The sequence below is a fragment of the Pseudomonas entomophila genome (genome assembly GCF_018417595.1).
Lineage (GTDB): Bacteria > Pseudomonadota > Gammaproteobacteria > Pseudomonadales > Pseudomonadaceae > Aquipseudomonas > Aquipseudomonas entomophila_C.
The window spans coordinates 865,147-879,522 of the sequence record NZ_CP070982.1; the positions used below are offsets into that span (position 1 = coordinate 865,147).

The following is a 14,376-nucleotide window of genomic DNA, read 5'->3' on the forward strand; positions in this document are numbered from 1 at the left end:
GAGCGGCCTTGTGTCGCGAAAGGGCTGCAAAGCAGCCCCTCAACCCTCAACCTCTACCCCAATAATCTCGATCATCTGATCCCCCACCGGCCTTCGCCATAGCACTTCATCTCCAAGTCCGGCCCCCAGCAGTGCCTTCCCCAACGGCGAGCCCCAATTGATCAGCCCATGCAAGGCATCGGCCTGATCCTCACCGACCAGCTGCACCTGGTGCTCCTGGCCATCCTCATCGACAAACCGCACCCGGCTGCCAATCTGTACCTTCTGCGTGGATGTGGCCGTAGGTACCTGCTGTGCGCTCTGCACGCGGGACGTGAAATAACGCAGGTCACGCTCGGTGTCGGCCAGGCGCTGCTGATCGGCGCGATCGCCTTCGGCCAGCAGTTCGCCGTGCAGCGCTTTCAGCGCGGCCACACGCTGCTGCAACTGGGCCAGGCCGCTGGCGGTCACATAGTTGGGCTGGTCGCTGACGCGCCGCTCCACCGGCTGGCTGGCCTGGGCGGCGGCCTGGTCCTCGTTGACGAATGCTCGGCTCATGCGGGGCCTCCTTGTGCTGGAGACCATGGTGGCAGGTCGTGGGGGGCAACGGTTATCCGTTTGCGACATCTAGTTGCGACGGTAGGCGCGGGCGGCGTCGCGGTCCTTTTCCTGCTGCCACTCGCGGTCGCGCTCGTCCCAGTAGCGCTCGCGGTATTCGCGCAGGTCTTCGTTGGACTGCATGGCGTGGCACTGGCGAAAACCATCGTCCCAGCCGCTTTCGTACTGGCGGTTGTGCAGGTAGCGCGGGACGTCCTTGCGAAAGTCGCCGGCCATCAGCCCGGCGGCCTGGCGACCGCTGCTGCAGCCGTCCTGGAAGCCGTCGGCGTAGGCGGGGGGGTAGCCTTGATTGACCATCTGATCGTGGGTGGTTTCACAACCGGCCAGCAGCAACGCGACACACAGGCCCAACCAGTACCGCGACATATCCACAAGACCTTTGACGTGATGGTGCAAAGTCTAGGGGGTGAATTGTTGCCGGGATGTCAAAACGCTGTCGAAGGATCGCGGCGCAGTCGTGGGGGCGGGCCACGTTGATCAGTATTGGTACCACTTGAGCTCCAGCATCACCTCGTTCTGCGCCGTGGCCAACTGGCTGAACTGCCGCGAAGCGCTCAACCTCAGCCCCAGGTCCCGACTGATTTCCCACTGCTGGTTCAGGCTGACGCTACGTCTTACCTCGCCATTGGTGAAGTAGTCGCCCTTGGCCTCCAGGGTCAGGTTGCCCAGCCCGTTGCGCCACAGCAGCCCACCATTGAACCCGGCCGCCGGCGAGATGAACTCGGCGAAGTCGTTGTGGTGCTCCACCCGTGCCGTCCCCAAGGCGAAACCAAGCATGTCGTCGGTCAGCTGCCAGGTTCCACCGGCACCGCCATTGACGTGGCTGACCAGCACCTCGTCGCCATGCTTGCCCGGCACCCGTTCAAGCCCCCCGGCGACCTGCCACGACCACGGCTTGAGCAGCGCGTTGCGCGGCGTCAGCGAGCGGATGGTGGCCAGGTCCAGGCGCTGCACCTGCCAGTCGTTGCCCTCGTACTGGCGCAGCTTGAGCTGGAGGATCTCGATCTGTGCGCCGAGCGGGAAACCGTACAGGTTGTCGTTGAGGTCGTGATAGGCCATGCGCAGGCCATATTCGGCAAAGGCACGGTCTTCGCGGGTACCCACGCCCAGTTGCCAGGTGCGCGACTGGTGGCCGTCCTCCGGCAGCCCCGGGCGTTCTATCTGCAGAGGCGGCGGCGGGTTGCGGTTGATCGCCTTGAGCAGCTCGAAACTGCGCGTGGCCTGGCCGGCGTCGCGCTCCTGGCCATTGGCCCGGTAGCGCTCCAGGCGGTAGGCGGCGTCCTGCACCAGGGCCTGGCGGTCGCGGGGCAGGGCGGTGAACGCGGTGCTCTGTAGATGGCGGGTGTCATTGCTGATGGCCAGCACCTGCTGTTGTTCCGCGTGCTCAAGTGGTTCGGCGCGGGCCAGCAGCTCGCGTTCGCGTGACGGGCGGTAGCGCACGTCGGTGACCAGCCCGGATTGCTTGACCGCCTTGACGGTGTCGGTGGGGATGGCGGTCAGCGGGAACTGCGAGGTCAGGTCCAGGCTCGGGCGCGCCACCTGCAGCAGTTCCAGCAGGCGGTAGGAGCAGTTCTCGTCGAAGAAGAAGTAGTCGAACTTGATCTGCTTGAGCTCCCACACGTGCTCGACCATGCGCCCGGTCTCTTCCGGGGTCAGGTCCAGCTGGTACTCCCACAGGTCGCGGTTCTCCAGGCTGCGGTACTCGGAGAGTTTCTCCTGGTAGGGCATCATCGCGAACAGCCCGGGGTAGCCGCCCATCAGGCCTTTCCAGGCATAGAGAATGCTGTTGTCGCTGCCCTCGATGTAGGCGCCGAAGTTGATCGCGTAGCTCAGCAGCGTCGTGTCGTCGCGGCGGGTGTTGGACTGGTCGATGCGCAGCAGCGTGTGGCCGAACATCGACGACGGGCTGTTGAGGTAGGCGGCCGGGAAGATCAGTGCCGCGCTGTGCGGGTCGATGGACGTGTACCAGGTGTTGAATTCCTGGCAGTCCGGGCGTGGCAGGTCGTTCAGCGCCAATTGCTCGCGCAGCCAGCGGGTGCGGGCCGGAAATACGCACTGGGGGTGCTTGTCGCCGAGGCTTGCCGGGGCGTACAGCGCCGCCACCGTGGCCGCGAGCTCCTGGTCGGGATGATGGGCGCCGTCTTCGGCGAGGAAGAAGCGCGGGTCATCCACGTAGCTGCGCCAGCCACCGAGCTTGGCGGTTTCGTAATGGCCAAGGGCGATCCAGTAAGGCGTGGCGGCCAGCTGCTGCGTGCGGGCCGGGTCGAGCTGTGGTGCGGCGTGAAGCGGGGCGCTGACCAGTAGCGCCAGGGATGCGAGGCGTTTGAGCATGTCGGGCAACTACTTCCTGATGATGCCGAAAGATGAATCGCCAAGCCCGCCCCGGTGCCGGGGCGGGAGGCGCGGGACTCAAGCCTCGGTGGCGTACTTGGCCAGTTGCGGGTCGCGCTTGAGCACGGCCAGGGTGTTGCTGTGGACCGCTTGCGCCGTCACGTTGGCACTGCTGAAGATCTGCTGGAAGTGCTCGTGGGTGACGGCGGCGAAGTGCGCGCGGTCTTCAGGTGCCACGCCCAGGACCACGGCGTAGGTGGTCAGGGCTTCGCCCTGGCCCTTGGCCATGTCCTCGGACAGCTCGTTCATCATGCCGTTCATGGCGAACCAGGACTTGCCGCCATAGGTGAGGGAGGCCTTGGTCGAGCAGCCGTTGGTGCCCGAGGTCATGCCGAAGGTTGCGTTGCCGGAGGTGCCGTTGGTGGTGGAGGCGAGGAAGTGGGCCGGTGTACCGCGCTGGCCCTCGAACAGCATGTTGCCCCAGCCGCAGTTCGGGCCGCCCGGCGCTTCGGCCATGGCGTTGATCGAGACTGCGGCGAACAGGGTACCCAGAAGAATCCGTTTCATAGCGTTGTTCTCATTCTCAAGTGGCATACCAATGGTCAGGGTTCTGGCAACGCGGTTGCCAGGTCGGAAAGGCCCTACAGCCCCCCGCGCAGTTTGGAGTTTAGGCACGATCCAAAGGTTGCGTTGTTTATTGCGAAAAATTGCTTGCGTGACTGGCATTGTTGGACTGCGACATAAAGTCTCGCGCAGCCTTGCCGCTGCGCGCTGGCAGCGCCAGAATGCCTGTCATCCGCCCCGCCGAAGTAAGGAAACCCAATGCCCGATCCTGTCGCCTCGCGCCTGCGTCTCGCGCCCGAAGCCCTGACCCGGCGTTTCTCCGCTGAACAGTTTGCCTTCTCCAACACAGATGATCTGGAGCCGTTTCGTGGTGTCCTGGGCCAGGAGCGTGCCGTCGAGGCCCTGCAGTTCGGCGTGGCCATGCCGCGCCCGGGTTACAACGTGTATGTGATGGGCGAGCCCGGCACTGGCCGGTTCTCGTTCGTGAAGCGTTATCTCAAAGCCGAAGGCAAGCGCCAGCACACGCCCGCCGACTGGCTCTACGTGAACAATTTCGAGGAGTCTCGCGAGCCTCGCGCGCTGGAGTTGCCGGCCGGCAGCGCCAATGCGTTCATCAGCGACATGAACGGGCTGATCGACAACCTGCTGGCGACGTTCCCGGCGGTGTTCGAGCACCCCTCCTACCAGCAGAAGAAAAGCGCCATCGACCGCGCCTTCAACCAGCGCTACGACCGTGCCCTGGATGTCATCGAGCGCGCCTCGCTGGAAAAGGACGTGGCCCTGTATCGCGACAGCAGCAACGTCGCCTTCACACCGATGGGCGACGGCAAGGCGCTGGACGAAGCCGAGTTCGCCCAATTGCCGGAAGAGGTGCGTGAACGCTTCCACGAGGACATCGCCGAGCTCGAGGAGCGCTTGAACGAAGAGTTGTCGAGCCTGCCTCAATGGAAGCGCGAGTCGAACAACCAGCTGCGCCAGCTCAATGAAGAGACCATCACCCTGGCCTTGCAGCCGCTGCTGGCGCCGCTGTCGCAGAAATACGCGGAAAACGCCGCGGTCTGCGCCTACCTGCAGTCCGTCCAGATGAACCTGCTGCGTACCGTGGTCGAGCAACTGGTCGACGACAGCAAGACCGACGCGGTGGCGCGCAAGATGCTCGAGGAGCAGTACGCCCCCAATCTGGTCGTCGGGCACCCTCACAAGGGCGGAGCGCCGGTGGTGTTCGAACCGCACCCGACCTACGACAACCTGTTCGGGCGGATCGAATACAGCACCGACCAGGGCGCGTTGTACACCTCCTATCGCCAGCTGCGCGCGGGGGCCTTGCACCGCGCCAACGGCGGCTTCCTGATTCTCGAAGCCGAGAAGATGCTCGGTGAGCCGTTCGTCTGGGACGCCCTCAAGCGCGCCCTGCAGTCGCGCAAGCTGAAGATGGAGTCGCCGTTGGGCGAACTGGGGCGGGTCGCCACGGTCAGCCTCACGCCGCAGATGATCCCGCTCAACGTCAAGCTGGTGATCATCGGTTCGCGTCAGCTGTACTACGCGCTGCAGGATCACGACTCGGACTTCCAGGAAATGTTCCGGGTGCTGGTCGACTTCGACGAAGACATGCCCATGGTCGACGAGAACCTGGAGCAGTTCGCCCAGCTGTTGCGCACCCGCACCAATGAAGAAGGCATGGCGCCGCTGACCAGCGACGCGGTGGCGCGCCTGGCCACCTACAGCGCACGCCTGGCGGAGAACCAGTCGCGGCTTTCGGCGCGCATCGGCGACCTGTTCCAGCTGGTCAGCGAGGCGGACTTCATCCGCCAGCTGGCCAATGAAAGCATGACCGACGCCGGGCACATCGAGCGGGCGCTCAAGGCCAAGGCCACGCGCACCGGGCGCGTGTCGCAGCGGGTGCTCGACGATATGCTCGCCGGCATCATCCTGATCGATACCGAAGGCGCGGCTATCGGCAAGTGCAATGGCCTGACCGTGCTCGAAGTCGGCGACTCGGCGTTCGGCATGCCGGCGCGGATCTCCGCCACCGTCTACCCGGGCGGCAGCGGCATCGTCGACATTGAGCGCGAGGTCAACCTGGGGCAGCCGATCCACTCCAAGGGCGTGATGATCCTGACCGGGTACCTGGGCAGCCGCTATGCCCAGGAGTTCCCGCTGGCGATCTCGGCGAGCATCGCCCTGGAGCAATCGTACGGCTACGTCGACGGTGACAGCGCTTCGCTGGGCGAGGCCTGCACCTTGATCTCGGCGTTGTCGCGCACGCCGCTCAAGCAGTGCTTCGCCATCACCGGCTCGATCAACCAGTTCGGTGAGGTGCAGGCAGTGGGGGGGGTGAACGAGAAGATCGAAGGCTTCTTCCGCCTCTGCGAGGCCCGTGGCCTGACCGGTGAGCAAGGGGTGATCATCCCGCGGGCCAACGTCGCCACGCTGATGCTGGACGAGCGTGTGCTGCAGGCGGTCGAGGCCGGTCAGTTCCATGTCTACGCCGTAAGCCAGGCCGACGAAGCCCTGAGCCTGCTGGTGGGCGAGGAGGCCGGTGCCCTGGACGACAAGGGCGAGTTCGCCGAAGGCAGTGTCAACGCGCGGGTGGTGGAGCGCCTGCGGGTGATTGCCGAGATGATCAGCGAGGAAGAGATCAAGGAAGCCGAGAAGGAGCGGCTGGAGGAGGTCATCGCACAGGCCAAGCCTGCCTGAGTCAATAAATCGGCGCTGGCGGCCATGTGCTACCGTTCAGCGCCGGTTTTCTAACTTTTCCGCAGGTCGGCTAAAGTGGAACTTAGGGACAGTATCAGGGTTCAGGATGGAAACAGCCCGATGGTTTCGGGCTGAACAGGGCTTCACAGAGGGGACGCCGCCATGCGCAACCTCAGCCTCACCCGCCAGTGCCTGGGCCTGGTGACCCGCATCGAATGCTGCATTCGTCCATTGGCCGGCGACAACGGCATGTGGACCTTGCTCTTCGCCGCCGGCATGGCCGGCGAACAACCCTCGGCGATCAAGGCCCAGGGGCCGTTTCATGGTCCGCTGGTGGCCGAGTCGGTGATGAATGCCATCGTCGACAGCCTCACCCTCCATGGTTACCAGGTCGCGCAAGACCCGCAGATCTGGTGCCTGCACCTGCAGGCGCAGCTGCGCAAGATCAACGGCGAGCGCTGCCGGAATCTGGGGGACTACCAGTTCCACCCGGAAACCTGACCACACCGCATTCTTTGCAGGAGCCAGCAAGCTGGCTCCTGCAGGCATATCGCGAAACGACCGCAGGCTTTTGCTGTCACAGGTGGCTGGCTATACTCGCGCCCGCTTTTCCAGTCACCTCAAGAGTCCCTAACTGTCCATGGAACGTATCCTCGAAAATGCGATGTACGCCTCGCGCTGGCTGCTCGCCCCCATCTACTTCGGCCTCTCGCTTGGCCTGCTGGCACTGGCGCTGAAGTTCTTCCAGGAAATCATCCATGTCCTGCCCAACGTCTTCACCCTGGCCGAGGCAGACCTGGTCCTGGTGATCCTGTCGTTGATCGACATGTCGCTGGTCGGCGGCCTGCTGGTGATGGTGATGATCTCGGGCTACGAAAACTTCGTTTCGCAGCTGGACATCGACGACAGCAAGGAGAAACTGAGCTGGCTCGGCAAGATGGACTCCTCGTCGCTGAAGATGAAGGTTGCCGCCTCCATCGTCGCCATCTCCTCGATCCACCTGCTGCGGGTGTTCATGGATGCCCAGAACATCTCCACCGACTACCTGATGTGGTACGTGATCATCCACATGACCTTCGTTGTCTCGGCGTTTGTCATGGGTTACCTGGATCGCATTACCAAGCATTGATCTCCTGAGGCCTCTTCGCGGGTGTACCCGCGAAAAGGGGCCGAAACAGACAGGCGGGCTTGTGCTTTGCGGTGTTCTGTACAAAAAATGAGCACTCATGCGTGGTTCCCGCAGCGAGGTACGCCCATGAACCTGCATCAGCTCAACACAGAGGCCAGGGCCGGCCATGTCGACGAACTCAACCTGATCGCCATCGAAGGCGGTGACTACCTGCTCGAAGCCCGGGTCAAGGGCCGCGCCCACCCCCTGGACGATACCCGTGGCAAGCGCCTGCGCGTGCACTCGGTCGAAGATGCACGGCAACTCCTGCAATCGCTTCCCCTGCTGTCGATGAACCTGGTGCACTGGTCCGTGCAGGACGAGATGTGCGGCTTGGGCACGCATCCGGAAGAAGACCTCAAGGTCCCGATTTCCCAGCGTTCGGCCTGGTAGCTGCTTCACGCCGCGCCAGTGTGCTAGGCTGCTCGCCCTTTTCATCAAGGGCGCGGATGCAGTGCGCCCTTAAGTGGAGCAAGCCCATGTCCGAACTCAACCTGTCCACCGACGAAACCCGCGTCAGCTACGGCATTGGCCGCCAGCTGGGCGGCCAGCTGCGTGACAACCCGCCACCGGGTGTCAACCTGGAGGCCATCGTGGCCGGCCTGACCGACGCCTTCAACGGCGCCGACAGCCGAGTCAGTGAAGCCGACCTGTCGGCTGCTTTCAAAGTCATCCGTGAAGTGATGCAAGCCGAAGCCGCAGCCAAGGCTGAAGCTGCCGCTGCCGTTGGCAAGGAATTCCTGGCCGATAACGCCAAGCGTGAAGGCATCGTCACCCTGGCCTCGGGCCTGCAGTACGAAGTGCTGACCGCAGGCGAGGGCGCCAAGCCTTCGCGCGAAGACAACGTGCGTACCCACTACCACGGCACCCTGATCGACGGCACCGTGTTCGACAGCTCCTACGAGCGTGGCCAGCCGGCTGAATTCCCGGTCGGTGGCGTGATCGCCGGCTGGACCGAAGCCCTGCAACTGATGAACGCCGGTAGCAAATGGCGCCTGTACGTGCCAAGCGAGCTGGCCTACGGTGCCCAAGGCGTTGGTAGCATTCCGCCGCACAGCGTGCTGGTGTTCGACGTCGAGCTGCTCGACGTTCTGTAATGCCCGTTCGCCGGCAAGCCGGCTCCTACAGGCAGCGAATGCGTAGGGGCCGGCTTGTCGGCGAAGCTTTTCAGTTCCAATCCGTTCCCCCCGGGCGCAACGCCCGCGCATAGCAGAACAGGAACAGGTTGCGCACCACCTCCTTGAGCACCCCCGGTTCACTTGAGTTCAACCCGCTAAGATCCAGGTCGCCCTGGTCGCGCAGTTCGTCGAGCGCGTCTTCTTCAAGCACGGCACAGACTTCGCCAGTCTCGCGATGCAGGATGCGCAGGTAGGGGTGGGGGCGGTCGAGCCAGGCGTCGATCAGATAGGTCATGGCTATTCTCCTTGGATAGCGGTTCCAATGAGAATAATTCTTATTACCAAAATAGCAAGAGACTATTGGAAGATTTCTGCCCAATGGTGCGCACGATCCCGTTGCGGGATCTGTCAGGGCCGCCCGGCGGGCAGCCCTGAAGAATGTGTCAGACCTTGCGGACGAACTCGGACTTCAGCTTCATCGCGCCGATGCCGTCGATCTTGCAGTCGATGTCGTGGTCGCCGTCGCACAGGCGGATGTTCTTGACCTTGGTGCCGACCTTGACCACGAGCGATGAGCCCTTGACCTTGAGGTCCTTGATCACGGTGACGGTGTCACCGTCCTGCAGGACGTTGCCGACCGAATCCTTTTTCACCACGTCATCGCTGACGGCGTCGGCTTCACCGTTCTGCGACCACTCATGGGCGCATTCGGGGCAGATCAGCTGGGTGCCATCCTCGTAGGTGTATTCGGAGTTGCATTTAGGGCAGGGTGGCAGAGTGCTCACGGCGTTTCCTTTCAAGTACAGACGAACAAAGGCGCACATTGTATAAGGTTTTGCCTGGGAAATGTGCTTTGCCTGTGCAAAAGCATTCGCGGGTAAACCCGCCCCTACAGGTAAGTGGTGGACCTGTAGGAGCGGGTTTACCCGCGAAAAGGGCGATGCGATGTGTTTAGTGCGTACGTGCTACGGCGAACTCGCTCAGCTCGACCAGTGCATCCCGGTACTCGCTGGCCGGCAACACTTCCAGGCAGGCGATGGCGCGGGCGACGTAGTCACGGGCCATCTGCGCGGTGTAGGCCAGGGCGCCGGAGGCTTCGACAGCGATGCGAATCTGCTCCAGGTCCTCGAGGCCACCCTTCTGGATCGCCTGGCGCACCAGCGCCGCTTGTTCGGGGGTGCCTTCGCGCATGGCGTAGATCAGTGGCAGGGTCGGCTTGCCTTCGGCCAGGTCGTCGCCGACGTTCTTGCCGAGGGTTTCCGAGTCGCCCTTGTAGTCCAGCAGGTCGTCGACCAGCTGGAAGGCCACGCCCAGGTGGTCACCGAAGGTGCGCAGGGCTTCGCGCTGCTCGTCGCTGGCGCCGGCCAGCGCGGCGGCGCTGTGGGTCGAGGCTTCGAACAGCATCGCGGTCTTGCCGCGGATGACGTCCATGTAGATTTCCTCGGTGGTGCTGGCGTCGCGCACGCGCGACAGCTGCAGCACTTCACCCTCGGCGATCACCCGGGTGGCCTTGGAGAGGATCTGCATGACCGGCATCGAGCCCAGCTCGACCATCATCTCGAACGAGCGCGAATAGAGGAAGTCGCCCACCAGCACGCTCGGGGCGTTGCCCCACAGGGCGTTGGCGGTGGAACGGCCACGGCGCATGCCGGACATGTCGACCACGTCGTCGTGCAGCAGCGTGGCGGTGTGCAGGAACTCGATGGTCGCCGCCAGCAGGCGCAGGTCATCGCCTTCACGGCCCAGGGCCTTGCCGCACAGCAGCACCAGCAGCGGGCGCAGGCGCTTGCCGCCGGCGGACGTGATATAGTCGCCGATCTTCGATACCAGCGGCACGCGCGAGGTCAGCTGCTTCTTGATGATCTCGTCGACGGCGCTGAAATCATCAGCTACCGCGCGGTAGAAGGTTTGGGGTTGCATCGGCTGCTCCATTGAGGTTGCGCGGCATGCTAGGTCGCGGGTACCAGTGTGTCAAGGCGCGGTGGCCGTGGCCCCGGGCCGGTACTTGCAAGCATTTATAGGGTTGCGTACAATCGCGCACCCTAACTTTCCTGGGCAGCACCTGCCTTACGCAATTGCGCCGGGCCTTTCCAGCCTTGTGCAGCCATGCCAGCCAATACTCATCATATAAAGCGCTGGGTGAGCAGGATTATCGGAGAAATACCATGTCTTACGCAGTAATCGTTACCGGCGGCAAGCAGTACAAAGTCGCTGAAGGTGAATTCCTCAAGATCGAGAAGCTGGAAGTCGCCACCGGCGAATCCGTGACTTTCGATCGCGTCCTGCTGGTCGCCAACGGTGACGACGTCACCATCGGTGCTCCAGTTGTTGCTGGCGCTAAAGTAGTGGCCGAAGTCGTTTCCCAAGGCCGCCACGACAAGGTTCGCATCATCAAGTTCCGTCGTCGTAAGCACCACATGAAGCGCATGGGCCACCGCCAGTGGTTCACCGAGATCAAAATCACCGGTATCCAGGCTTAATCGCCCCGATCCCCTGAATTTATTGGAGAATTGAACCATGGCTCACAAGAAGGCTGGTGGTAGTACTCGTAACGGTCGCGACTCAGAATCTAAACGCCTTGGCGTGAAGATGTATGGCGGCCAGGTTATCAAGCCGGGCAACATCATCGTCCGTCAGCGCGGCACCGAATTCCACGCTGGCTACGGCGTTGGCATGGGCAAGGACCACACCTTGTTCGCCAAGATCGAAGGCGTGATCAAGTTCGAGAAAAAAGGCGAGTTCATGCGCCGTTACGTGAGCATCGTCGCCGCTTAATCGCGACGTCGCTCCAGAAGCCCCGTCATGCGACGGGGCTTTTTCGTTTGTGGTGAGCCTCTTGCAAAGCTGTTTGTATGGGCTGCCGGCGTGGGTTTCTACGGTCGTACGGGGCCGCCGCGCTCATTTTTGCAAGAGCCTCAGGTTTTCAGTATTCAGCTCGCCAACCGGCGAGAGGCGGTTTTGAATGAAGTTTGTAGACGAAGTATCGATCCGGGTAAAAGCCGGTGACGGCGGCAACGGTTGCATGAGCTTCCGCCGCGAGAAATTCATCGAGAACGGTGGCCCCAACGGTGGTGACGGCGGCGACGGCGGCTCGGTGTACATGGTGGCCGACGAGAACCTCAACACCCTCGTCGACTATCGCTATACCCGCCATCATGAAGCCCAGCGCGGCTCCAACGGCGGCAGCACCGACTGCACCGGCAAGAAGGGCGACGACCTGTTCCTGCGCGTGCCGGTCGGTACCACCGTGATCGACGCCTCCACGCAGGAGGTCATCGGTGACCTGATCACCCCCGGCCAGAAGCTGATGGTCGCCCAGGGCGGCTGGCACGGCCTGGGCAACACCCGCTTCAAGTCCAGCACCAACCGTGCGCCGCGCCAGACCACGCCAGGCAAACCAGGCGACCAGCGCGACCTGAAGATGGAAATGAAAGTGCTGGCCGACGTCGGTCTGCTGGGCTTGCCGAACGCCGGCAAGAGCACCTTCATCCGTTCGGTGTCGGCCGCCAAGCCGAAAGTCGCCGACTACCCGTTCACCACCCTGGTGCCCAACCTGGGCGTGGTCAGCGTCGACCGCTGGAAGAGCTTCGTCATCGCCGACATCCCCGGCTTGATCGAAGGCGCCTCCGAAGGCGCAGGCCTGGGTATCCGCTTCCTCAAGCACCTGGCCCGTACCCGCGTATTGCTGCACCTGGTCGACCTGGCGCCGCTGGACGGCAGCAGCCCGGCCGATGCCGCCGAAGTGATCATCAACGAGCTGGCGCAGTTCAGCCCGGCGCTGGTCGACCGTGAGCGTTGGCTGGTGCTGAACAAAGCCGACATGATCATGGACGACGAGCGCGACGAGCGCGTCAAGGAAGTGGTCGAGCGCCTGAACTGGGAGGGCCCGGTCTACGTGATCTCGGCCATCGCCAAGCAGGGCACCGAGAAACTCAGCCACGACCTGATGCGTTATCTCGAAGACCGCGCCGACCGCCTGGCCAACGACCCGGCCTACGCCGAAGAGCTGGCCGAGCTCGACCAGCGCATCGAGGACGAGGCCCGCGCCCAGCTGCAGGCCCTGGACGACGCCCGCACCTTGCGCCGCACCGGCGTCAAGAGCGTGCACGACATCGGCGACGATGACGACTGGGATGATTTCGAGGACGACGAAGACGGCCCGGAAATCATTTACGTGCGCGACTGATCGGTTGCAGTACACTAAACGCCGCTCTCTGGAGCGGCGTTTTTGTATCCACGGTATCTACAGATTCGACATAGGTTGGAAGAGAAGATGCGAAGCAAGGTGACTGGCGCCCAGCGCTGGGTCGTGAAGATCGGCAGCGCGCTGCTGACCGCCGATGGCAAGGGGCTGGACCGCGGCGCCATGGCGGTGTGGGTCGAGCAGATGGTGGCCCTGCGCGAGGCGGGCGTGGAACTGGTGCTGGTCTCCTCCGGGGCCGTGGCCGCTGGCATGAGCCAGCTGGGCTGGACTTCGCGACCGAGTGCGATGAACGAGCTGCAGGCTGCGGCCTCGATCGGCCAGATGCGCCTGGTGCAGGCCTGGGAGTCGAGCTTCGGCGAGCACGGCAAGCACACCGCGCAGATCCTGCTGACCCACGACGACCTCTCTGACCGCAAGCGCTACCTCAATGCGCGCAGTACCCTGCGCACGCTGGTCGACCTGGGCGTGGTGCCGGTGATCAACGAGAACGACACCGTGGTCACCGACGAAATCCGCTTCGGCGACAACGACACCCTGGCTGCCCTGGTGGCCAACCTGGTCGAGGCCGACCTGCTGGTGATCCTCACTGACCGCGACGGCATGTTCGATGCCGACCCGCGCAACAACCCCGAAGCCCAGCTCATCCATGAAGCCCGCGCCGACGATCCGGCGCTGGATGCCGTGGCCGGTGGTACCGGTGGCGCCCTGGGCCGTGGCGGCATGCAGACCAAGCTGCGCGCCGCGCGCCTGGCTGCGCGTTCCGGTGCCCACACCATCATCATCGGTGGCCGTATCGAGCGCGTGCTGGACCGCCTGAAGGCCGGCGAGCGCCTGGGCACCCTGCTGTCGCCCGAGCGCGGCATGCTTGCCGCGCGCAAGCAGTGGCTGGCTGGCCACCTGCAGACCCGCGGCACCCTGGTGCTCGACGACGGCGCCGTGCAGGCGCTGCGCCAGGCCAACAAGAGTCTGTTGCCGGTGGGGGTGAAGACCGTGCAGGGCAGCTTCCGCCGTGGCGAGATGGTGGTTTGCGTCGGTCCGGATGGCCAGGAGATCGCCCGTGGCCTGGCCAACTACAGCGCCCTGGAGGCGCAGAAGATCATCGGCCAGCCGTCCGACGCCATCGAGAGCCTGCTGGGCTACAGCGCGGAGCCGGAACTGGTGCACCGCGACAACCTGGTCCTGGTCTGAAGGAGATCACCGTGCTGAAAAGGATGTTTGCCGTGGCGGCGCTGATGCTGCCGATGCTGGCCGGGGCCGAGGAGATCGGCCAGGTGTCCACCGTGTTCAAGTTCGTCGGGCCGAACGACCGTATCGTGGTCGAGGCATTCGATGACCCGAAGGTCGATGGCGTGACCTGCTACCTGTCGCGGGCCAAGACTGGCGGCATCAAGGGTGGGTTGGGGCTGGCCGAAGATCGAGCCGAAGCATCGATCGCCTGTCGCCAGGTGGGGCCGATCCACTTCAAGGGTGAGTTGAAAGATGGCGAGGAGGTGTTCAAGGAGCGCACCTCGCTGGTGTTCAAGACCATGCAGGTGGTGCGGTTCCTCGACAAGAAGCGCAATACGCTGGTGTACCTGGTGTATAGCGACCGCGTGATCGAAGGTAGCCCGCAGAATGCGGTGACGGCGATTCCGATTGTGCCGTGGGCTCAGCAATAACTTATAGATAGCGGGGAGGCCTTCGGCCTCCTTTCGCGG

17 protein-coding genes are annotated in these 14,376 nt (G+C 63.6%); 10 read left to right on the forward strand and 7 right to left on the reverse strand.

Features of this window, described 5'->3' with window-relative positions; all coding sequences use genetic code 11:
* Nucleotides 1-39: 39 nt before the first annotated feature.
* The 4 genes from JYG34_RS03785 to JYG34_RS03800 form a co-directional block, all read right to left on the reverse strand.
* Nucleotides 40-537 carry a GreA/GreB family elongation factor gene (locus JYG34_RS03785; protein WP_213659538.1) on the reverse strand — a complete coding sequence of 166 codons (498 nt, stop codon included), beginning with the start codon at nt 535-537 and terminating at the stop codon, nt 40-42.
* Between the two features lie 69 nt (nt 538-606).
* Nucleotides 607-963: a hypothetical protein gene (locus JYG34_RS03790; protein ID WP_213659539.1), complete on the reverse strand. Its 357-nt coding sequence runs from the start codon at nt 961-963 to the stop codon at nt 607-609.
* A gap of 111 nt (nt 964-1,074) precedes the next feature.
* A complete protein-coding gene (locus JYG34_RS03795; RefSeq protein WP_213659540.1) occupies nt 1,075-2,928 on the reverse strand; it encodes an Lnb N-terminal periplasmic domain-containing protein in 1,854 nt (617 codons plus the stop codon).
* Between the two features lie 78 nt (nt 2,929-3,006).
* Nucleotides 3,007-3,495, reverse strand: coding sequence for a DUF3015 domain-containing protein (locus tag JYG34_RS03800; protein ID WP_213659541.1), 489 nt, complete (start codon nt 3,493-3,495; stop codon nt 3,007-3,009).
* Nucleotides 3,496-3,750: 255 nt separating this feature from the next.
* Between JYG34_RS03800 and JYG34_RS03805 the strand changes: the two genes are divergently transcribed.
* The 5 genes from JYG34_RS03805 (at nt 3,751) to JYG34_RS03825 (ending at nt 8,454) form a co-directional block, all read left to right on the forward strand.
* A complete protein-coding gene (locus JYG34_RS03805; protein WP_213659542.1) occupies nt 3,751-6,189 on the forward strand; it encodes a Lon protease family protein in 2,439 nt (812 codons plus the stop codon).
* A 162-nt stretch (nt 6,190-6,351) separates the two neighbouring features.
* Entirely contained in the window at nt 6,352-6,690 is a 339-nt protein-coding gene (locus JYG34_RS03810) for a hypothetical protein (protein WP_011532162.1), read from the forward strand.
* A gap of 139 nt (nt 6,691-6,829) precedes the next feature.
* Entirely contained in the window at nt 6,830-7,318 is a 489-nt protein-coding gene (locus JYG34_RS03815) for a TIGR00645 family protein (protein WP_011532163.1), read from the forward strand.
* Between the two features lie 126 nt (nt 7,319-7,444).
* Entirely contained in the window at nt 7,445-7,750 is a 306-nt protein-coding gene (locus JYG34_RS03820) for a DUF6482 family protein (RefSeq protein ID WP_213659543.1), read from the forward strand.
* 86 nt (nt 7,751-7,836) lie between these two features.
* Nucleotides 7,837-8,454, forward strand: a complete 618-nt coding sequence (locus JYG34_RS03825; RefSeq protein ID WP_011532165.1) for an FKBP-type peptidyl-prolyl cis-trans isomerase — start codon at nt 7,837-7,839, stop codon at nt 8,452-8,454.
* Between the two features lie 70 nt (nt 8,455-8,524).
* On the opposite strand, the gene JYG34_RS03830 is transcribed toward JYG34_RS03825, so the two are convergent.
* The 3 genes from JYG34_RS03830 to JYG34_RS03840 form a co-directional block, all read right to left on the reverse strand.
* Nucleotides 8,525-8,770 (reverse strand): PA4570 family protein, encoded by a 246-nt coding sequence (locus JYG34_RS03830; protein WP_213659544.1) that lies wholly within the window; start codon nt 8,768-8,770, stop codon nt 8,525-8,527.
* Between the two features lie 148 nt (nt 8,771-8,918).
* A complete protein-coding gene (locus JYG34_RS03835; protein ID WP_213659545.1) occupies nt 8,919-9,260 on the reverse strand; it encodes a zinc ribbon domain-containing protein YjdM in 342 nt (113 codons plus the stop codon).
* A 166-nt stretch (nt 9,261-9,426) separates the two neighbouring features.
* Complete coding sequence (locus JYG34_RS03840; protein ID WP_213659546.1) at nt 9,427-10,395, reverse strand: polyprenyl synthetase family protein; 969 nt, start codon at nt 10,393-10,395, stop codon at nt 9,427-9,429.
* Nucleotides 10,396-10,640: 245 nt separating this feature from the next.
* On the opposite strand from JYG34_RS03840, the gene rplU reads away from it, so the two are divergent.
* The 5 genes from rplU to JYG34_RS03865 all read left to right on the forward strand — a co-directional run bounded on the left by rplU (nt 10,641) and on the right by JYG34_RS03865 (nt 14,337).
* On the forward strand, nt 10,641-10,955 hold the full coding sequence (rplU, locus tag JYG34_RS03845; RefSeq protein WP_011532169.1) for a 50S ribosomal protein L21: 315 nt from the start codon (nt 10,641-10,643) through the stop codon (nt 10,953-10,955).
* Between the two features lie 37 nt (nt 10,956-10,992).
* Complete coding sequence (gene rpmA, locus JYG34_RS03850) at nt 10,993-11,250, forward strand: 50S ribosomal protein L27 (protein ID WP_003247464.1); 258 nt, start codon at nt 10,993-10,995, stop codon at nt 11,248-11,250.
* 187 nt (nt 11,251-11,437) lie between these two features.
* Nucleotides 11,438-12,661 (forward strand): Obg family GTPase CgtA, encoded by a 1,224-nt coding sequence (gene cgtA, locus JYG34_RS03855; protein ID WP_213659547.1) that lies wholly within the window; start codon nt 11,438-11,440, stop codon nt 12,659-12,661.
* A gap of 87 nt (nt 12,662-12,748) precedes the next feature.
* Nucleotides 12,749-13,867 (forward strand): glutamate 5-kinase, encoded by a 1,119-nt coding sequence (gene proB, locus JYG34_RS03860; protein WP_213659548.1) that lies wholly within the window; start codon nt 12,749-12,751, stop codon nt 13,865-13,867.
* A gap of 23 nt (nt 13,868-13,890) precedes the next feature.
* Nucleotides 13,891-14,337, forward strand: coding sequence for a CreA family protein (locus tag JYG34_RS03865; protein ID WP_213661108.1), 447 nt, complete (start codon nt 13,891-13,893; stop codon nt 14,335-14,337).
* The last annotated feature ends 39 nt before the right edge of the window (nt 14,338-14,376 follow it).